The 20,661-nt window shown below is 45.1% G+C and carries 17 protein-coding genes and 1 pseudogene; 9 read left to right on the top strand and 9 right to left on the bottom strand.

All coding sequences use genetic code 11. From position 1 onward, the window contains the following. Positions 1 to 69: 69 nt before the first annotated feature. A complete protein-coding gene (locus tag ABIX36_RS10270; RefSeq protein WP_348082079.1) occupies positions 70 to 927 on the top strand; it encodes a DUF2911 domain-containing protein in 858 nt (285 codons plus the stop codon). 59 nt (positions 928 to 986) lie between these two features. Here ABIX36_RS10270 and ABIX36_RS10275 read toward each other — a convergent pair whose 3' ends face one another. From ABIX36_RS10275 to ABIX36_RS10285, 3 genes are all read right to left on the bottom strand, one after another. After that, positions 987 to 2,150, bottom strand: coding sequence for an acyltransferase (locus tag ABIX36_RS10275; protein ID WP_348082080.1), 1,164 nt, complete (start codon positions 2,148 to 2,150; stop codon positions 987 to 989). Positions 2,151 to 2,153: 3 nt separating this feature from the next. Continuing rightward, entirely contained in the window at positions 2,154 to 3,851 is a 1,698-nt protein-coding gene (locus ABIX36_RS10280; protein WP_348082081.1) for a sodium:solute symporter, read from the bottom strand. Positions 3,852 to 3,959: 108 nt separating this feature from the next. Then, complete coding sequence (locus ABIX36_RS10285) at positions 3,960 to 4,145, bottom strand: hypothetical protein (RefSeq protein ID WP_348082082.1); 186 nt, start codon at positions 4,143 to 4,145, stop codon at positions 3,960 to 3,962. Positions 4,146 to 4,420: 275 nt separating this feature from the next. On the opposite strand from ABIX36_RS10285, the gene ABIX36_RS10290 reads away from it, so the two are divergent. Further along, positions 4,421 to 7,282 (top strand): insulinase family protein, encoded by a 2,862-nt coding sequence (locus tag ABIX36_RS10290; protein ID WP_348082083.1) that lies wholly within the window; start codon positions 4,421 to 4,423, stop codon positions 7,280 to 7,282. 71 nt (positions 7,283 to 7,353) lie between these two features. Here the strand turns inward: ABIX36_RS10290 and ABIX36_RS10295 are convergent, their stop codons facing one another. Further along, positions 7,354 to 7,956, bottom strand: a complete 603-nt coding sequence (locus tag ABIX36_RS10295; RefSeq protein ID WP_348082084.1) for a hypothetical protein — start codon at positions 7,954 to 7,956, stop codon at positions 7,354 to 7,356. 131 nt (positions 7,957 to 8,087) lie between these two features. Here ABIX36_RS10295 and ABIX36_RS10300 point away from each other — a divergent pair, with 131 nt between their 5' ends. Together ABIX36_RS10300 and ABIX36_RS10305 are read left to right on the top strand one after the other, a co-directional pair. Further along, on the top strand, positions 8,088 to 8,774 hold the full coding sequence (locus ABIX36_RS10300; protein ID WP_348082085.1) for a flavin reductase family protein: 687 nt from the start codon (positions 8,088 to 8,090) through the stop codon (positions 8,772 to 8,774). A 65-nt stretch (positions 8,775 to 8,839) separates the two neighbouring features. Next, positions 8,840 to 11,407 carry a ligase-associated DNA damage response DEXH box helicase gene (locus tag ABIX36_RS10305; RefSeq protein WP_348082086.1) on the top strand — a complete coding sequence of 856 codons (2,568 nt, stop codon included), beginning with the start codon at positions 8,840 to 8,842 and terminating at the stop codon, positions 11,405 to 11,407. Here ABIX36_RS10305 and ABIX36_RS10310 read toward each other — a convergent pair whose 3' ends face one another. Next, positions 11,408 to 12,547, bottom strand: coding sequence for an FAD-dependent oxidoreductase (locus ABIX36_RS10310; protein ID WP_348082087.1), 1,140 nt, complete (start codon positions 12,545 to 12,547; stop codon positions 11,408 to 11,410). Positions 12,548 to 12,664: 117 nt separating this feature from the next. Between ABIX36_RS10310 and ABIX36_RS10315 the strand changes: the two genes are divergently transcribed. Next, a complete protein-coding gene (locus tag ABIX36_RS10315) occupies positions 12,665 to 14,365 on the top strand; it encodes an AIPR family protein (protein ID WP_348082088.1) in 1,701 nt (566 codons plus the stop codon). Between the two features lie 128 nt (positions 14,366 to 14,493). Here ABIX36_RS10315 and apaG read toward each other — a convergent pair whose 3' ends face one another. Both apaG and dusB read right to left on the bottom strand, forming a co-directional pair. Beyond that, complete coding sequence (gene apaG, locus ABIX36_RS10320) at positions 14,494 to 14,880, bottom strand: Co2+/Mg2+ efflux protein ApaG (RefSeq protein WP_348082089.1); 387 nt, start codon at positions 14,878 to 14,880, stop codon at positions 14,494 to 14,496. A 47-nt stretch (positions 14,881 to 14,927) separates the two neighbouring features. Then, a complete protein-coding gene (dusB, locus tag ABIX36_RS10325; RefSeq protein ID WP_348082090.1) occupies positions 14,928 to 15,920 on the bottom strand; it encodes a tRNA dihydrouridine synthase DusB in 993 nt (330 codons plus the stop codon). A gap of 37 nt (positions 15,921 to 15,957) precedes the next feature. Between dusB and ABIX36_RS10330 the strand changes: the two genes are divergently transcribed. From ABIX36_RS10330 to ABIX36_RS10345, 4 genes and pseudogenes are all read left to right on the top strand, one after another. Beyond that, positions 15,958 to 16,902 carry a CPBP family intramembrane glutamic endopeptidase gene (locus tag ABIX36_RS10330; RefSeq protein ID WP_348082091.1) on the top strand — a complete coding sequence of 315 codons (945 nt, stop codon included), beginning with the start codon at positions 15,958 to 15,960 and terminating at the stop codon, positions 16,900 to 16,902. Next, complete coding sequence (locus ABIX36_RS10335; protein ID WP_128533996.1) at positions 16,883 to 17,095, top strand: hypothetical protein; 213 nt, start codon at positions 16,883 to 16,885, stop codon at positions 17,093 to 17,095. Before ABIX36_RS10330 ends, ABIX36_RS10335 begins: the two co-directional genes overlap by 20 nt. Further along, positions 17,092 to 17,904, top strand: coding sequence for a phosphatidate cytidylyltransferase (locus ABIX36_RS10340; protein ID WP_348082092.1), 813 nt, complete (start codon positions 17,092 to 17,094; stop codon positions 17,902 to 17,904). Before ABIX36_RS10335 ends, ABIX36_RS10340 begins: the two co-directional genes overlap by 4 nt. Before the next feature lie 37 nt (positions 17,905 to 17,941). Beyond that, a pseudogene (locus tag ABIX36_RS10345) lies at positions 17,942 to 18,595 on the top strand (phosphatidylserine decarboxylase family protein); the annotation flags it as partial. A 341-nt stretch (positions 18,596 to 18,936) separates the two neighbouring features. On the opposite strand, the gene gldN reads toward ABIX36_RS10345, so the two are convergent. Then, a complete protein-coding gene (gldN, locus tag ABIX36_RS10350; RefSeq protein WP_348082093.1) occupies positions 18,937 to 20,163 on the bottom strand; it encodes a gliding motility protein GldN in 1,227 nt (408 codons plus the stop codon). 71 nt (positions 20,164 to 20,234) lie between these two features. Beyond that, positions 20,235 to 20,582 carry a 50S ribosomal protein L19 gene (gene rplS, locus ABIX36_RS10355; protein ID WP_128533994.1) on the bottom strand — a complete coding sequence of 116 codons (348 nt, stop codon included), beginning with the start codon at positions 20,580 to 20,582 and terminating at the stop codon, positions 20,235 to 20,237. Positions 20,583 to 20,661 lie beyond the last annotated feature (79 nt).

Consider the following 20,661-nt stretch of genomic DNA (forward strand, 5'->3'; position numbering starts at 1 on the left):
GCCCGGCTTTGCTTTTCATTAAAAATTCATTTAACAATTATTACCTTAGTGCTAAATTTTACCGATCTGATGAAGAAACCGTTTTTATACCTCTTTGCCATCATGCTGGCGTGTTGTACCTCCGCCAGGTTGTTCGCGCAAGAAACACCCCGCATCCCCGAGGCCAGCTCTACCCAAACTATCATACAGGACTTTGGCCTGGGCAAAATAACCGTTACCTACTCCAGGCCAAATGTAAAAGGCCGTAAAATATTTGGCGGGATAAACCCATACGGCGAAGTTTGGCGCACCGGCGCAAACGCTGCAACCACTATCACCTTTAGCGAAAGCGTAGTTTTTGAAGGCGTAAAAGTTGCGGCCGGCACTTATGCGTTGTTCAGCATTCCGGGTGAAACAGAGTGGACCATCATCCTCAATAAAACAGCGAAACAATGGGGCGCTTATAGCTACAAGCAAGAGGACGACCTGTTGCGTGTTAAAGTAAAACCACGTTCGGTTGATGAGAAAAGAGAAACCTGCACCATGCAGTTTGCAAACTCCACCACAAAATCTACCGATTTTTATATTGTTTGGGACCACACTGCGGTGCCCATCCATATGCAAACCGATGATGACGCGCAGATAACTGCCAACATAGAAAAACTGATGCTGGGCGAGAAAGCAAACCGCCCTTACTTTAACGCCATGCAATATTTTTACGAGAACGATAAAGATTTGAACAAAGCCATGCAATGGGCTTTAGAGGCCGAGAAGATGGAGCCAAACGGCCCATGGTACAAACTATGGAAGGCCCGTATCCAGCTAAAAATGGGCGACAAGGCAAAAGCTATCGCCACCGCCCAGGAAGGCGTTAAGATTGCAAAAGCAACAAACGACGATGAGTACGTTAGGCTAAACGAAGCGGTTATATTGCAGGCAAAAAACTAAAAAGTTATTTTTTAAAGATCCTTCTAAGGAGGCGCGATAATTCGCGCCTTTTTTTGATTTTAGACAGCCTCAGCGGTGAGCTGTTGCGTGTCTGAAGTAGATTGCGCTTTCCGCTTCAGCACCCTGTCGCGCATTCTCAAAAAGGGCTTTTCTACCACTATATGCAGCAACACGGCGGCTGCTATTACCACAATAAAACAGATCAGCATGGTGATGTTGCTATTAGGGTCGAAGCCGTATAGGGCCAATAACCGCTGGGTTAAAGGCATCAGCCCCTTATGAGACAGGTAGAGGCTGTAAGATAAGGCAGCGATCTTTTCTGTTACCGCCCACTGGTACTTATACAAAATACTTGCCGGGTGCACAGCCGCCATCACCATTATACCATAACCAACAGCTACCGCCGGGAAACCAAATAGCGTGGCCTTTATATTGGTTTCGTTGCTATTCAGATAATATGCGCCAATTAGCACCAGCAGGCCCAGGGGCAAAAGCCAGTTTACCGCTTTGCCGATTTTGGCGAACCAAGCCGGGCGGTAATGATAAAAGGCCGATACGGCTATCCCAACCAGCAAGGGATCGAGCCGGTTATAGGTAGGGTAATAAATATAGGTGCGGAACAAGGCGCTAAACGCATCGGTATTGGTGTACGGCGCTATGATTTGCCAGCCACACCACCGTATAGCGAAGCCTCCTAAAAATATGGCGGCTAAAAGCAGCAGGCCCTTTTTTCCTGCTTTATAATAAGCCAGCGCCAGCAGCACCAATGGCAATACCAGGTAAAATTGCTCCTCCACACAAAGCGACCAGGAATGCGAGAATGTGCCTTCCACCCGGGTATCCATCCCAAAGTTTTTGGTGAACGTAAGAAAGCGCCACAGCGGCGACAATGCTTCCCGTTCATGGTAGGCCGGCACTAAAAAATAAACCGCCACAATAAACAGGTAGGCCGGCAAAATGCGGAACGACCGTTTAATAAAATATGTTTTTAAAGAGATAGTCCCCGTTTTAGATAGCTCGGCAAACAGGTGCGAGGAGATGAGGAAACCACTCAGAACAAAAAATAAGTCTACACCCGTCCAACCGAAGCCTCCAATTACAGGCACCCAATCCGGGTGGCCGAAAAGGCGGTAATGATAAATTAAAACGTAACAGATGGCAAAGGCACGCAAATGATCAAGCCCGTAAAGTTTTTTGGGGAATTGTACGGCGGGGGCTTGCATTGGTTAACTAATTGCGGCTTGTTTGGGCTTGATAAAGATATTTAAAATTGCTGCAATTAATATCACCATAAAACAACCAATTGGGTTTAGCCACAAATAAGCCACGGTGTTTTTATAACCCATATAGCAAATAATGGCCTCGGTAATTATGGCGGCTATAAATACCGGCGTGCCCTTTATGTTTTTTAAATAAAACGCTACCACAAATACCCCCAAAATTGTTCCATAGATATAGGAGCCAAGCTGATTAACAGCCTCCAGCAGGTTGCCAATTTTGCTGGCGTAAAGGGCCATACCAATACACACCAAGCCCCAAAATATAGTGGCCAGGCGTAATGCATTTACATAGCTTTTATCGGATGCGCCGGGGTTGATGATGCGCTTATAAAAATCAACCGCGGTGGTAGATGCCAGCGAATTGAGCCCGCTTGCGGTTGACCCCATCGACGCTAAAAATATCACCGCTATCAGCAAGCCAATTAATCCTTTTGGTAAATAGTGGGTAACAAAGGTGAGGAACACGTAGTTGGTATCATCCGTATTCGCCTTATCGTTGTTCTTTTTAATAACGGCGATGGCATCGGTACGGATCTTCCCGGCCTCCTTATTAAGGCTGCTTAGTTCTGTTTTTGCTTTGTTTATCTGCCCCGCATCATCACTATCCAATGCTTTGGCCAGGTTATCGGCTTTTACTTTTCGCTGCTCAAAGGTTTTGTTGTACTGCTCTTCTAACTGGTTAAACTGCGGGGCGTAGCTGCTTTGCTTTACCTGCTCCACCTCGTAATTGTTAAAGAAAACCGGCGGGCGGTTAAACTGATAAAAGCTAAACACCAGCACGCCAACCAGCAGTATCAAAAACTGCATCGGGATCTTTAGCATACCGTTCATAATAAGCCCAAGGCGGCTATGCTCTACCGAGCAACCGGTAAGGTAGCGCCCCACCTGGCTCTGGTCGGTACCAAAATAAGCCAGTTGTAAAAAGAAGCCGCCAATAATGCCGCTCCAAATGTTGTAGCGGCTACTCGGGTCGAATTTCCAGTCGATAACGTTCATCCGGCCCAGGTTACCCGCCATTTTTATTGATTTGATAAAACCCACGTCAGATGGCATCAGCATCACTACAAATAATCCGGCCAAAAACATCCCCGAGAAAATGATCGTCATCTGTAGTAACTGGGTGTAGGATACCGCCTTGCTTCCGCCATAAACGGTGTAAAACAATACCAGTCCACCAATAAATAAGGTTGTGTAGGTAATGTTGATATGAAGTATCCCCGATAGAATAATAGAGGGCGCATAAATGGTGATACCGGTTGATAAGCCGCGCTGAATCAAAAACAACATTGATGTAAGCGCGCGGGTCTTTAGATCGAACCTGGTTTCTAAAAACTCGTACGCGGTATAAACTTTAAGTTTATGAAAGATGGGGACGAAGGTAATGCACAGCACGATCATGGCCAGCGGCAGCCCGAAATAGAATTGCACAAAGCGCATCCCGTCGCTGTAAGCTTGCCCGGGGGCCGAAAGGAAGGTAATAGCGCTGGCCTGCGTGGCCATTACCGATAAACCCACATGGTACCAGGGTAACGAGCGGCTGCCCAGGTATTGCCCAATATCCTTATTGCTTCCGCTTTTAAAAACACCGTAAACAACGATGGCAAGCAGTGTGCAACCAAGAACTATCCAGTCGGTTAAGCTCATTCAAAAGAACGTGTAATGAGCCAGAAGATAAAAATCAAAAAAACCAGCCATACAAGCACAATGCCGTAAAACTGGTTCCAGTTTTGTATAAATGAAGGAAGGCTGCTATCAGACCTCTTCACGGCCTCTAACCAAAACCTTAATAAATAACCCTGCGGAAAGCAAGCCAAGTATAGCGCCTACAGGTATCCATATAAAGCCACGATTTACAATTGCGCCCACAAAAGCACCGGTAAGTAATGCAACCAGGTAAAATAGGTAATCAAAGTTTTTCTCTTCTTCGTGATGCGACATAGTGTTGATATTAATTATTCGATTGCAAATTTATATTATTAAACTGTTGATGCCTAATTCAATTATCAATTTTTATAAGTCCGGCTAAATAAAACAATGTGACAAAACCACTACTAAAACTATCGCAAGGGCATAATATTGCCCCGTTTTTAAATATTTGAACCTGTTCCGATGACCACAGTATTTGCTTCCATTCCTACTGTAATTAAGCCCGAAAACAATTTGTAACTACCTCTTTCGTTTTGCATCTTAGCATTCTCATTCTTAATTGATTTATGAACTTTAATAGAAACTTTTCTGTAACCTTAATAGCACTTGCAATTGCTACCACAAGTACCGTTGCACAGGTTAAAAGAAAACCCACTCCATCACCAAAAACAAAACCTGTTGCAGCTGCTTTGCAGCTACGCCCATCCCTGTTACCGACAGACCCAGGCGTGCTTATTGGTAAACTGCCAAATGGCCTTACCTATTACATACGCCATAACGAACAGCCTAAAAACCGCGCCGAGCTTTATCTTGTGGTAAAAACCGGCTCGATATTAGAAACTGATGCACAGCAAGGGTTGGCCCACTTTACCGAGCACATGGCCTTCAATGGCACGCGCGATTACCCAAAGAACGAACTGGTTAACTACCTGCAAAAATCGGGTGTAAAGTTTGGTGCCGATCTTAACGCGTACACCTCATTCGATGAAACCGTTTACCAACTGCCTTTACCTACCGATAGCGCCTCCGTATTCACCAACGGTTTTAATATTTTGGCTAACTGGGCAGGCTATGTAAGCTTTGATGCTTCCGAAATTGATAAAGAGCGTGGCGTTGTTTTAGAAGAGGCCCGCCTGCGTGGTAAAAACTCGCAGGAGCGCTTAAGCTTGCAAACATTGCCCGTGATCCTTAATAACTCTAAATATGCTTCGCGTCTGCCAATCGGGCAGGAGAGCGTGCTGAAAACATTTGACCAGGCAACCATCAAAAGCTTTTACCATGATTGGTACCGGCCCGATTTGCAGGCTATTATTGCCGTGGGCGATTTTGATGTAAAAGCTGTTGAAGAGATTATCAAAAATAAATTCGGGCTGTTAACCAACCCGGCAGGTGAAAAACCGCGTGCTGTTTTCACCGTGCCGCCAACACCGGGCACAGTAGTTAAAATTGCTACGGATAAGGAATTCCCTTACACTCTTGCACAAATTATTGTAAAACACCCACAGGCTACGGTTACCAACACAGCAACTTATATGCGCAGCCTCCGCATCAACCTGTTTAATTACATGATGAGCGAACGATTGAACGAACTGCTGCAAAAACCTGAGCCTCCGTACCTGTATGCAAGGGCGAGCTATGCGTCGTTAATTGCCAAGCAGGATGCCTTTTCTTCGGTAGTGATAGCCAAACCCGGCGACCTGGAAAACGCTGTAAAAACAATGGTTGCCGAAACCGAACGCGCCCGCAAATTTGGCTTTACCTTAACCGAACTGGAACGGGGTAAACAAGCTATTTTGGTACAGGTGCAAAACGCCTATAACGAGCGCGATAAAACCAACTCGGCAAATTTTGTGCGCGATTACAGCAAAAACTTTTTAACCGGCGAAGCCATCCCCGGGATTGAGTTTGAGTACAATTATATTGCAACCAACATCAACAAAATTGGCACTGCAGATATGAACGTTTTGGCTGGCCAGTTCATTAGCGATCAAAACCGTGTCATCATTATAGAAGGCCCGGAGAAAGACAAGGATAAACTCCCCAACGAAAAAACAATATTAGGCTGGATAAGCACCGCCGGTGCCGGCGTAACCGCTTACGTGGATAATGTTACCAGCCGCCCCCTGATGGAAAAAACGCCTCCGCGCGGTAAAATTGTAAGCGAAACAGCAGACGAGGCTATAGGTACTACCACATTGGTTTTAGAGAATGGCTTAAAGGCTATCTTAAAACCAACGAAGTTTAAGAACGATCAGATCATGATAAATGGTTACAGCTTTGGCGGCACCTCATTAGCCAGCGACCAGGATTTCACTTCGGCTAACTTGGCTGCCCCAATTATAGGCGGTAGCGGCATTGCCGATTTTAACCAGGGCCAGCTGGATAAAATGCTTGCCGGTAAAAACGTAAATGTAAACACCTACATAAGTGATATTACCCAAGGCATCAGCGCAAACACCACACCAAAAGATTTTGAAACGGCCATGCAGCTGATCCACCTTTACTTTACCCAGCCGCGTAAGGATGAGGATATCTGGAAAGGCAATATCAGCCAAACACGGTCTATCCTCACTAACCGCGGGCTCGATCCGGGAAGCGTTTACCAGGATACCATTTCTGCCGTGCTAAGCAACTATAATATGCGGTCGATGGTTACCACGCTGGCCAATTTAAACTCGGCCAACTTAGATAAGGCCTATAATTTTTACAAAGACAGGTTTTCCGATGCAAGTGGCTTTACCTTCACCTTTGTGGGTAACTTTGATATAGATGTTTTAAAACCATACATCGAATCGTACCTTGGTTCGCTTCCATCAACAAACAAAAAAGAAAAATATAAGGACCTGGGTATCCACCCGCCTGCGGGGCAGTTAACCAAAACTGTTTACAAGGGCCTTGACGACAAAGCCACCGTACAAATGGTATTTAGCGGTGCTTACGAGTACAACGAGACCAACAACATTCAGCTGGATGCATTGGAAGAGGTGATGAACATTAAGCTTACCGAGCGCCTGCGCGAACAGGAAAGCGGTGTTTATGCACCGGGTGTTAGGATTTCTTATGCCAAGATCCCATCGGGCAGGTACACGGCAACCATTTACTTCACCTGCGGCAGCGCCAACGTTGATAAACTGGTAGCTGCTACCATGGACGAAATAAGCAAACTGAAATTAAATGGCGCAACCCCGGCCGACATACAAAAATTTGTTGCCGAAGAGGCCCGCTCTACCCAGGTTCAGTTAAAGGAAAATGTGTTTTGGGCTGGCTACCTTGGCGGTGCGTCTCAAAACGGCGAAAACCCTGATGATATTTTAAAGCATGTGAGCAGCCTGGAGCAGATCACTGTGGAGAGCACCAAACAAACCGCTGCTAAATATTTAAACACCACCAACCTGGTGAAACTAATATTAATGCCGGAGAAGAAATAAACTCTGTTATTCATAAAACAAGCAAGGCCCGGCGATTAACCGGGCCTTGCTTGTTTTATGATGGTTAATGCTTAATGCATATTTAAATAAGTATCGGCTGCTGAGTTGGATTTATGCACCAATATCCCCACGCATTTACCATCTTCCTCAATCTCGAACGAGATACCTTTGGCTATATCAGAATAGGTTTTAATAGTTTGCCCTTTGGCCTTGTAGCTATTGCCTTCTTTAAGCGTGTAATACTTGCCAATATCTTTCATGTTATTGCCTGTACTGATATACTCAGCCGTTTTAAACCATGGCGAGGTCACCAGTATTTTTTTGATGCGGCTAACCGGCTCGTCCTTGCCGCCCATATGCCGGCGACTGAATATGCTGGTTTGGTAGCCGGTGGAGTCATGGTCGGCATACCAGGTGGCCAACTGGCTGCCCATAGCCGCGTCACCCGTATCCGGACGGCCAAGTAGCTGTACTACCGAATCGGCGCTACCCTCCAATTTAATGTGCCCTATGCTTTCACCCGGGCTGATCAATTGCTCAGCAGGAATGGCTTTTACCTCAGTGGTATCTGGTAGGTCAGGGGCATTGTTGCCCGCTGCATCGCTGCTTTTTTGCTTGCAAGCCACGGCTAACAGCATTGCAAAAAGTATCGTCAAATAAGTATAGCGCTTCATCCCTTTTAATCTTTTTGTTGAACCCTTTACTTATAACTATAAAACACGCCTTTTGTTAGAGGCATACTCAGCAAGAATCGGGTTCCCTCCTGATGGCAGCAGCGCTACATTTGCTTTATAAACATTGAAGTATGCATATTAAAAGCCAACCATCTATTTTGTACTTCGGCACGCCAGTAGTGCTTATCAGCACAAAAAACGAAAACTACACAGATAACCTTGCGCCCATGTCGTCCATTTTCTGGTTGGGTTGGCGTTGTATCATCGGCCTGGCGGCGGCCTCCAAAACAACACAAAACCTATTGCGTACAAGGCAGTGCGTATTAAACCTCCCATCGGTACACCAGGCAGGCGCGGTTAATTTGCTGGCCAAAACCACGGGCAGTAACCCGGTTCCCGCCGGCAAGGTGCAGAAGGGTTACCGATATCATCAGGATAAGTTTGAGCTTGCCGGGTTAACCAAACAAGCATCAGAAACCGTGCAGGCACCAAGAGTTAACGAATGCCCGGTGCAAATGGAGGCAGTGGTAGAAGTTGTACACGGACTTGCCGAACACGATGCTGATATGCGTGGGAAGATTCTAACTTTTGAACTGCTGATAAAACGCGTTTATCTTGATGAGTCGATATTATTGCATGGTCACCCAAACCGGGTGGACCCCAACAAATGGAAACCGCTTATTATGAGCTTTCAGCAGTTTTATGGGTTGGGCGGACAGGTTCATCCATCTACCCTTGCCGAAATACCCGAGCATTTGTATAACACGCCCGATAGAGAAAAGGCTCTCGATAGAAACTCGCTAAGGGAAATGGTATAAAATAAAAGCCCCCGGTACTTTGATAACAACGCAACTTATTCCAATTTGCGTTGTATAATAAGGGCATGGCAACAAAGGGGCAGCAGGTAATTCAGCAATGGTACAAGCAAAAGGCATGGAAGCAGTTCCCGTTTCAAAAAGAAATGGAGGAAGCCTATTTGTCGGGTTTTTCGGGTTTGCTGAACGCGCCTACAGGCAGCGGTAAAACCTTCGCCTTGTTCCTGCCCTTCCTGGCCGGTTTTATTAATAAGCACTCAGATACCTACACCACCAAAAGCAATAATGGCCTGCTGATGCTTTGGATAACACCCCTGAGGGCGCTCACCAACGATATCCGCAAAGCGATGCAGGAAACCTGCGACGAGATCGGTCTTCCCTGGCGCATCATGACGCGCACCGGGGATACTTCGGCAGCCGAAAAAGCTGCCCTGAAAAGAAAACTGCCCGAAGTGCTGCTTACCACGCCCGAGAGCCTGCATCTAATGCTCGCCCAAAAGGAATACCCCAAAGTATTCGCCGGCCTGCAGGTCCTGGTTTGCGACGAGTGGCATGAACTCCTTGGCACCAAACGCGGGGTACAGGTAGAACTGGGGTTGAGTAAGCTGAAAGCTTTAAGCGCAAAGCTAAAAGCGGAAGAGGGCCAATCTAACAACCATTCACCATTAAGAGTTTGGGGCATCTCCGCAACCATTGGCAACCTGGAACAGGCGGCCGAAGTGTTGCTTGGGAACGATTTTCCGCCGGAACAGATCCGCATGGTGCGGGCCAATATCAGTAAAAAGCTGGTGATAGAATCGGTAATACCCGAGAATATAGAGAATTACTCCTGGGCGGGGCACATCGGCGTAAAGCTGCTGCCACAGGTGATGAAGATAGTAGCCAAAAGCAAAACCACGCTGATATTTACCAACACCCGCTCGCAGGCGGAGATCTGGTACCATGCTATTATTGATAATTATCCCGAGTACGCCGGCATCATGGCTATGCATCATGGCTCGCTTGATAACGAGCTGCGCAACTGGGTGGAACAGGCCCTCCATGCCGAAGCGCTTAAGGTGGTGGTATGCACTTCCAGTCTGGACCTTGGGGTGGATTTTCGCCCGGTAGATACCGTCGTACAGGTAGGCAGCCCCAAAGGCGTTGCCCGTTTTATGCAGCGTGCGGGGCGAAGCGGGCATGCCCCCGGCGCTATTTCTAAGGCCTATTTTGTGCCTACGCACTCGCTGGAGCTGCTGGAAGGAGCCGCGCTAAAGCAAGCTATTAAAAACGGCGTGTTCGAAAGCCGCGACCCGATGCTGCTTACGATGGATGTGCTGATCCAATACATGGTTACGCTGGCGGTTTCGGAAGGTTTCAGAGCGGATGAATTGTATCGGGAGGTAAAATCAACCTTTGCTTTTGCCGACTTAAGGCGCGACGAGTTTAACCAGCTGCTGGATTTTATTACCAACGGAGGCAAAACTCTTGCCCAATACGATGAGTTTTTAAAGGTAGAAGTAGAGAATGGCTTATTTAAAGTGAATAACCGCCGGGTAGCTATGCGGCACAGGCTTAGCATCGGCACTATCACCAGCGAACTCAGCATCCGGGTAAAATGGCTCAGCGGCGGCAGCCTGGGTACGCTGGAAGAGGGCTTTATATCGAAACTAAAACCGGGCAATACGTTTTGGTTCGCGGGGCGCAGCCTGGAATTTATCAAGGTAAAGGAAATGACCGCCTACGTAAAAAAATCGACCAAAACCAAGGGCCTGATCCCAAGCTGGGCGGGCGGAAGGATGCCGCTTTCCTCACAGCTCTCGGCTGTTTTCCGCGACAAGCTGGACGAAGTGGCGCATGGCATAGAAGAAGATATCGAGGTGAAATCTTTAAAACCCCTGTTCGATCTGCAAAGTAAGCTCTCGCATCTGCCGCAAAGCCACGAGTTTCTAATAGAGTCCTTTAAATCGCGAGAGGGACACCACCTGCTTTTTTACCCCTTCGAAGGGCGCTTGGTCCACGAGGGGATGGCGAGTTTGCTGGCCTTCCGAATCTCCAAAATAAAGCCTGCCAGCTTCTCCATCGCCATGAATGATTATGGTTTTGAGTTACTTGCCGACGACGATATTCCCATTGAGCAAGCGCTGGAAGATGCCGATTTCTTCTCCATCAACAACCTGATAGAAGATATTCAAAACAGCCTCAATGCCAACGAAATGGCTCGCCGTCGCTTCCGGGATATCGCACATATTGGCGGGCTGGTGTTTACCGGCTATCCGGGGCAGCCCATGAAGAATAAGCATTTGCAGGCATCCACTTCATTGTTGTTCGAAGTATTTAACGAGTACGAACCGGATAATTTGTTGGTGAGGCAAGCTTATAACGAGGCTTTGGCTTTCCAACTGGAAGAGTTCCGCCTGCGGGCAGCATTGCAGCGCATCCAAACCCAAAGCATCGTTTTAAAAACCATTGAGCGCCCTACTCCATTCGCCTTCCCGATAATGGTGGATAGCCTTGGCCGCGAAAAATTAACCACCGAAACCATGGAAGAGCGCATAGCGAAAATGGCCCGCCGCTATGGGGCTGATGAAGATGATGTACCCGAACCGGCTCCACGCCCCCGCAAAGTGGGCATCACCCGAAAAAAGGGATTTTGATCAGCTATTCAGTAGCAGATCGGCCACTTCCTCGCCAACGAGGCTGCCCATAGCCACCCCCATGCCGTTGCAGCGTACAGCGCAGTAGATGTTTAGTTCCACCTGTTTTACAATAGGGCTGATGTCTTCACCAAAACCCATTATGCCACTCCACCAGTAATCAATTTCGGCGTTTTGCCCGGGCAGGATAACCTCGTTGAGATAGGTAATAAGGCTTTGCTTTACTGCATCGGTATGCCCAAACTCGCCTGTCTCTTCAGCCGCAAAATCGAGATTGCGCCCGCCGCCAAACAGTACCCGCCCATCAATATTGCGGAAGTAATAATACCCCTCGTTAAAATGATAGGTGCCCTGCAACTTTAAACCGGGGATAGGCTTGGTAACCAATACCTGCCCGCGGCCGGGGATAACCTTAAGTTCGGGGAATAACTGGCTGGCAAAAGCGTTGGTCGCCAATATTGCTTTAGCTGCTTTAAAAACGCCTTGCGATGTATCCAATTGGATATGGCCATCTTCCCGTGTGACCGAGGTTATTGCGCAATTGTTTAAAACGACAACATTCTGTTGGTAGCATTTATTAAGAAGGGTACGCATCATTTTACCGGTATGGATCTGCCCCTCAAAGGGGTTGTAGATCATCCGGCTTACCTTATCAAAGCCAAAACCTGCAATTTTTTCATTCGCTACTGAATAAATGTCATGCCCGCTAATAGCATTCTTTAGTAAATTATTGAGGTAGCCAATTTTCTCAATGCATTCGTCGGAGTGCGCTTGCTCGCCGTGCCTAAACAATTCGTAGCCGCCATGCTGCTGGTAGTCGATATTCTCATCGCCAAGGTTTTGCCGCAGGCGCTGCAAGCCCCGCCATTTGTAGTTTACTAACCGGGCAACTTCTTCTTCGGATGAGTGCTTTAGGGATGATAATTGCTCGGAAACTGTGCCGAAACAGGCAAATCCGGCGTTTTTTGTGCTTGCGCCGCTGGGCAGGAAGCCTCGTTCCAACACCAGCACTTTTAAATTAGGCTCACACGTTTTTAAATGCAATGCGGCGCTCAAACCCACAATGCCGCTACCGATGATAATCACATCGGCGTTATCGATAAACTCAGTGCGCTCCCAGTATGAAAAGTTTTGTTCCAAATTCAAATGTAAAATTAATATGGAATACTTTAGAGTTGCATTAACATAAGTTACTGCTGCCGAATAGTATCAAAAAATAAATTTTATATTTACCATAGAACAAACTAACCTATTCACATGACCAACTTAGCAAGCTTTAGTATCTTAAATGAAAAGGTAAATAAGATCGTCCAAGATGAAAAAATTGAGCCTAAAGGAATGGCCTTTATCAGACTATGTTTACAGATAATATTAAAATTAAATGGCGATGAAATAGAAGAAGCAATTACCGATGGGCCAATGGATGGAGAAATTGATGCGATATATATTGCGGATATGACGATACACATCTTAACTTTTAAATACACGGACAATTTCGAATTCACTAAAAAGAATTATCCTGAAAGCGAAATAGATCAGTTTGTTCTCACAGTTGAAAGCATTATCGCCGGTAATTTATTAAAAAGCACGGTAAATGACGCTGTTTGGGAAAAGTATGAAGAGATCAAAGAATTGATTTCAAAAGGCAGAATTGATTTCAAAATACACATAGCCTCCAATAAAGAAAAGCCCGTACCCCATGCGCAATTAAAACTTAATAATGCTATTGATAAATTCAAAACGGTTGAACCACCTATCTATTATGATCAAGAAGATTTAGTTTCTAAAATTCTTGAAAACAAGGTAAAACTGATCAATGGAAAACTCAGGTTTATAGATCGCCAGTATCTCGAAAAATCAAATGGAAACATTAAAACGCTTATTGGCGCGGTCTCAGCAAATGATTTAATTGACTTGATTAAAGATCCTGAAAATCATAATTTAATCAACGAAGATATATTTAATGAAAATGTCCGAGTATACAAACCGAAGCATAGAGTAAACAAGGCGATAATAGAATCGGCAAAATCAGAGTCTAATTATCAATTTTTTTATATGAATAATGGTATCACAATATTGTGTCAAGAAGCTGATTATCGCCCCAACACTCCCTCACCATTGGTAGAGCTTACAAATTTACAAATCATAAATGGGGGTCAAACCTCACATTCATTATTTGAAGTTTATAAAACCTCTAAAGACAAATTGGATATGGTTGAAATCCTCATAAGGATTTGTATTGCAAGGAAAAACGACCCTATTAGTGATATAATTAGTGAAACTTCTAATAGTCAAATTCCTGTTGGTAACAGAGACCTCCACTCTAACGACTTAATACAAAAGAAACTTGAAGAAGAGTTTTTAGTGTTAGGGTATCATTATGAACGAAAACCAAATCAGCATTTTGACAAACCTCATTCAACTGTCTTAAATAATGAATTGTTAGGACAACTATGTATTGCATATTTTTTAGATATGCCATCCGAAGCAAAAAACAGTAAATCGAGAGTCTTTAGCGATTTATACGACAAAATATTTGAAGAGAACATAATAAATGCCACTAAACTTCTAATGCTACAGAAAATTTACAAACCATTAATAGACCTGAAAAAAAGTATCCAAGCAAAAAAAAGAAGCAATACTTCGTTTAATGAAGAAGACGCATTTGTTTCGAGAGCTACATTTCACATTTTAAATGGTGTAAAAATAATTTACGAAAGCGACTTTAAAACAAACTACGAGGCCCTTGCTAGACCGAAGGAAAAGGAAATTATCAGGATAGCTGTCTTGAACGATAATTTAACATCTTATATCGAAAAGTCCATTAAGTTGATTGGTGAAGTGGTCAAAGACGAAAAATCTAAACAGGGCGACTCTTACAACCATGATAAGTTTTTTAAAGAAATATCTACAAATGGAATTATTAGGAATTACATCAGAGATAAAGTCATACTTTAGTTTAAATGCTATTAAAATAAAGTATTTATATCCTCAAACTAAAGCTCGGGGAAAGAATTATTTCGATTATGTAAGTGCTTAATTATATTAAGTTTGATAATCGGACGGAGGAAACACCTGAAAGATTCCTAATTATACCTGTACGGCGCTACCAAATAAAACTCCGGTATTTGTACGTTGAAGAGGGAATTATCTAAAAGGCGTTCCATTTGGTATTCACCTTTCATGCTGCCCATATCGGTTTTGAGGTTGCAGCCTGATACATATTCGTGCGAGGTGCCGGGTTCAATAATGGGTTGCTGGCCTACCACACCTTCGCCCTCTACTTCGCGTTTGGCACCATTAGAATCGAATATGTACCAATGGCGGCTTAGCAGGCGCACGGCATAATTGCTCATGTTCTCTATGTTCACCCGGTAGGCAAACATAAAGTGGTCGTTAGCCGGGTTAGAATATTCGGGCTGGTAAATTGTTTCAACTGAAACCTTAACACCTTCAGTTATGGTAGTAGCCATTGCTTGTTAATCTCTTTTAATTCAAATATATAGCATCCAAACAAATATTACGCCATTTCAAACGCATATTTTTTGTCAACCGCTGCTAAAATATCCATGATCTCTTCTACGGTGCCTGCAGTAACAAGTTTCATCCTAAACTCTTTAAAATCGGGCACGCCTTTAAAATAGTTGCTATAGTGGCGGCGCATCTCAAAAATACCGGTGCGCGGGCCTTTCCATTCCATACTTTTTTGCAGGTGGGTTTTGCAAACCTCTATACGCTCGGAAATGGTTGGCTTATCCAGATGCTCGCCGGTTTTAAAGTAGTGCTTTATCTCGCGGAAGATCCAGGGGTAACCAATGGCCGCGCGGCCGATCATCATTCCATCCACCTCAAACTGCATGCGCCATTCGGCTGCTTTCTCCGGCGAATCGATATCTCCGTTACCGAAGATGGGGATCTTAATACGCGGATTTTTTTTAATATCGTGTATCAGGCTCCAATCGGCAACGCCTTTGTACATTTGCGAACGGGTACGCCCGTGTATGGTCAGTGCCTTTATACCTACATCCTGCAGGCGTTCGGCTACTTCGTAAACATTTTTGGTATTATCGTCCCAGCCGAGGCGGGTTTTTACAGTCACGGGCAAATGCGTAGCGCCAACAACCGCTTTGGTCATGGCCACCATTTTATCAATATCCTGTAGCAAGCTTGCGCCTGCGCCGCGGCACGCAACCTGTTTAACGGGGCAGCCGTAGTTGATGTCCATCAGGTCGGGACCAGCAAGGGAGGCTATCTCGGTAGCTTCGCGCATATGGTCGATATCGCTGCCGAAGATCTGGATGCCTATGGGGCGCTCGTATTCAAATATATCCAGCTTCTGGCGGCTTTTGGCAGCATCACGGATCAATCCCTCCGAAGAAATAAACTCCGTGTACATCATATCCGCGCCATTTTGCTTGCACACGTAACGGAAAGGCGGATCGCTCACGTCTTCCATCGGTGCCAGCAGCAGCGGGAATTCCCCTAAATCAATATTTCCTATTTGTACCGACATGAATTATATTCGTGCAAATTTACGAAATTTAAGCTAAATGGTAAAACAGCCTGTAAATCAGCTATCGCCGGGCAGGCAGTTGCTTTATTTCCTCCTTCTTTTTGCCGGGATATTTATCGTTTGTAATGTTATTGGCGGCCTCTTGGCGGTCGGGATTTACGGGCGTGGCCTAATAGAAGATATTGGTGCCTTAAACTTCCGCAACCCGAATGTTGGACAGGCTTTGTACCTTTTGCAGATCATCGCCATGACTTTCCCCATTTTTATTTCGTCGGTAATATTCGCGCGGTTGGTGGTGAAAGAACCTAAGGATCTGATGGGCGTGGCAAAGCCTTTTCCATGGCAAACGCTGGTGGTTGTGTTTTTTATTATGATGCTATGCTTGCCGCTGATAGAATTATTGAGCCGCGTAAACCAGCATCTTAACTTGCCCGCCGCCCTTAAAGGCTTGGAAAAAATGATCCGCGAAAGCGAAGACCGCGCACAAAAACTTACCGAAGCTATTTTGAAAATGAACACCATCGGCGATATGTTTAAAAACCTGCTGCTTGTGGGTTTGCTAACCGCCATTGCCGAAGAGTTTATGTTTCGCGGGGTGTTGCAGCCTATTATGTACCGGTGGACAAAAAACCAGCATGTAGCTGTTTGGGTAACCGCCATCATTTTCAGCGCTTTCCATCTGGAGTTTTTTGGTTTTTTGCCGAGGGTGCTTTTAGGCGCCTTAATGGGGTATTTCGCTATATGGAGCGGCAGCATCTGGCCCGCAGTGTGGGCACACTTTATAAATAACGGTAGTGCCGTAATTGTAACATATTTGTATCAGCAGAAAAAAATTAAGATAAACCCCGACGACACGCACACATTTACTTACGGCGGCTATATATTTAGCGCGATAATTGTTATAATTTTGCTGTTAATTTACAAAAACATAACATCGGGCAAAAAGCGGGCTGTTAACATTAATGGAGAAGAACTGGGTTAAAATTTTTACATCAACCAATTTTTATCAATCAGAAATTGTTAAGCAAATGCTTACCGGCCACCACATTGATGCTGTTTTGCTTAACCGGCAGGCATCATCCCATCACGATTTTGGCGACATTGAGGTGTACATTCACCAGGAAAACTTTAGCACTGCCGTTGAAATAATGATATTGAACCAATTGAACTTATGAAGACACGCGCCATCACAGGCTTCTTTTTTATTATTGTAATGTTAGGCTCGGTATTACTCGGCCATTATCCCTTCGGAATATTTTACCTTGTACTAAGCTTGCTTTGCCTGCACGAGTTCTACGGGCTTAATATCAAAAGCGGCATACAACCCAACAGAGCGGCGGGGTTTATTAACGCGGTGCTTATTTATGGTGTTTTCGCGTTCATTACTTACCAGGATAGCCCATTATTGCACAAATTGTTGTTTTTGATAACCTTATCCATCAGCGCTGTTTTTATACAAGAGCTGTTTAAGCTGTCGGTTGCGCCGTTTACCAATATCGCTTACACGCTTGGCGGGCTGGTACTGGTTTGTTTACCATTTACATTTTTTCATGCGCTGGCGTATGTTAGGGGGGCTTTTAATTTCCATTTTCCTTTAGCTTTTTTGCTGATGCTTTGGTCTAATGATACCGGCGCGTATTTAGTGGGCCGTGCCTTCGGCCGTACCAAACTGTTTGAGCGCCACTCGCCCAAGAAAACCTGGGAAGGGTTTATCGGTGGGGTTTTAATAGCCGCTATAGTAGGCTTTATCATCAGCCTGTACTTTACCGATCTGCCCTGGAACCAATGGGTATCCATCGCCATCATTATCGGTTGTTTTGGCACCCTGGGCGATTTGGTGGAATCTATGTTTAAGCGGAGTATTAACATAAAAGACTCGGGTGGCATATTGCCGGGCCACGGCGGTTTGCTGGATAGGTTCGACGGTTTTTTAATTGCCGCGCCAATTGTGTACACATACCTGTACTTTGTTGTAAATGTTTAGTTTTGTAAGAATGTTTTTAACCAATATATAAGCTCATATGACTATCCATAAAGAAGGATATACCTCCATAGCCTTGTGCGTTTTGTTCATCGCTGTTGCGAATGCGCTGATCCAGTTTTATCTCCCCGATGCCAATACGCTGAAATGGGTGGTTTATATTCTGTCGGCCCTGTTGTTTTTTATCATCCTGCAATTCTTCCGCAGTCCTATACTGGCCATTAATGCCGAAGAAACCCAGGTGCTTTGCCCTGCCGACGGCAAGGTTGTAGTAATTGAAGAAACCGAAGAAACCGAATTTTTTAAAGATAAACGCCTCCAGATCTCGGTATTTATGTCGCCCATTAACGTGCACATTAACCGTAACCCTATCAGCGGCTTTGTAAAATACTTTAAATACCATCCAGGTAAATACCTGGTTGCCTGGCATCCAAAATCGTCGACCGAGAATGAACGCACCACTGTGGTGACCGAAAATAGTGAAGGCGTGGCAGTGTTGTTCCGCCAGATAGCAGGTGCTTTGGCCCGCCGCATTGTATGGTACGTAAAAGAAGGCGACCAGGTACAACAAGGGCACCAGTTTGGCTTTATTAAGTTTGGCTCGCGGGTGGATATCTTTTTACCGCTCAACTCTAAAATAAACGTTGCTATTAACGAGGTTGTTAAAGGTGGCCGCACCATATTGGCCGAACTGCCAACCGTAGGCACATTTGTAGACATTGACGATGTGCCCGATGAAGTAGAGATCCCGAACTTTACTGAGCCATCGTCAGCACCGCTACATAACGCTCATGGCAAACCTACCATGATTGTTGAACATGAAGATGTACCCAAAAAAGCAAAGAAAGGACCGCAGGCTAAAATCGCGCCTAAAGAGAAATTCGCGAAGGCGAAAAAATAGTGAGTGAAGAGTGGTTGCTTGCCTGATATAAAACAAAAAGGTTCGCGGCTTTACGCTTGCGAACCTTTTTGTTTTTATACTACTTGTTGAAATAAGAACCATTCACCACTCACTTAATCAACCCCTCACCAGCCTCAATACTGCCATAACCCAAGTTCCCAGCCTTTCAGGTTTAGCTTTTGCCGTTCGCCCTCGTAAAGCATATCAATGCCTTGGGTATAATCGCGAATGCGCTCATCCCGGTCGTTAGATTGCTTGATGATGTAACTGGTAAAGAGTCTTTTCATAAACACATCGTCAAAGCTTAAGCCGGTGGCATCGCTTCCCCGGTTTACAGCTTCCTTAGTGGCAAGTATGCTGCGCGCCTCGGGGAAATAGATCCAAAACGCGGGCTGATATTCGTTATTAGTCACACCTCCCGCCGTTTTAATTTTTATAAGCGGCGCAATGCCAATAATGCGCGGTTCAAAAATACCCCGCTGTTTATCGTACAGCCAATCTTCCTTCAGGCGAAACTTTACAATATCATCGGGGTTAAACTCTCCGGCAACAATTTTAGAGCCCGATTTCTCTCCAGTTTTTTTATCTATCACATCTACCACACTGCTATCGGCAAGCCTGCGGAGCGCTTCTGCTACGGTTAAGCGTTTGGAGAAAGCGTCTCCATTGGGGTCGTCTTTGGTAGAGGTTGGATCGTAGGCTACCAGGTCCCTTTTTTCCACCGCAGTAAGCAATACATCCATCAATCGCTGTTTGGGCGATGCAAGATATTGGTTCATCTTTTCGCGCAGGTCTATTTCGCGCCAAACGCGTTTTGCAAACACCACGTCGGCCTCGCGCGCATTGGCATAGGATGTAGGTTTTGTTGAGTTTGAAATATTGGTTTTGCGGTAATAACCATCCAACGGGCGAATAAAAGCAGGCTTTACAATGGTAAACCGACCTGGCTCGCAAGCGCTGGTGAGGTAGTCCTTCCCGTTGAAAGATTTATCGCTGGCCCAGGTGCCGTCAATCACAAACAGTGTGTTCAGCGAATCTACCGTGAAAGTACCCTTCATTTTTTTTAGGCAAAATTCGTATTTGCCGCTTTCGCAATCGCAACTTACGCCCTTGTACTCTTCCAGCATTACACTTTTGCCGTCAATAGTTCCCTGCAGGGCGAAAACAACCTTGTGGTTGTCTACTGTAGTAAAAGTGGAGGTGCCGTTGAGCGTTTTGCCGGTTTGCACCAGGTCTATCTCCAGCTTAAATTTTACGTCCCGGTTGTTCTGAGGCAGTTCGCCCTGCCACTTACCGGTTAAGTTTTGGCCCAGCGCAGTATTCCCTATCAAAAAAGCAGCTACAAAAAATAAGTATCTCATCAGCAAACCGGGTTGAAACAAAAAAAGCCTCTCTGCAGATGCAGAAAGGCCTTAATATACAAAAATGTAAATTAAACTCTTTTTGATTTGATACGGGCTGCTTTACCGGTAAGGGCACGCAGGTAGAACAATTTGGCGCGGCGTACTTTACCAACACTGTTCACTTCAATTTTATCGATGTTTGGAGAGTTGTAAGGAAATATACGCTCTACACCAATACCGTTAGAAACTTTACGCACGGTAAAAGTTTCGCTGTTGCCAACGCTATTGCGTTGTAGTACAACACCCTGGTAAAGTTGTATACGTTCTTTGTTACCTTCTCTGATTTTATAATACACGCTAACAGTGTCACCGGCTTTAAAAGCGGGAAATTGATTCTTAACTACTGATTGCTCTTCTACAAATTTTACTAAATCCATGATTTTTAGCTCTTAAAGCGACTTTTAACCCGTAAAAATCGGAGTGCAATAATAGGGATTTTATTTGAAATAAAAAAGT

The organism is Mucilaginibacter sp. (assembly GCF_039925265.1).
GTDB lineage: Bacteria > Bacteroidota > Bacteroidia > Sphingobacteriales > Sphingobacteriaceae > Mucilaginibacter.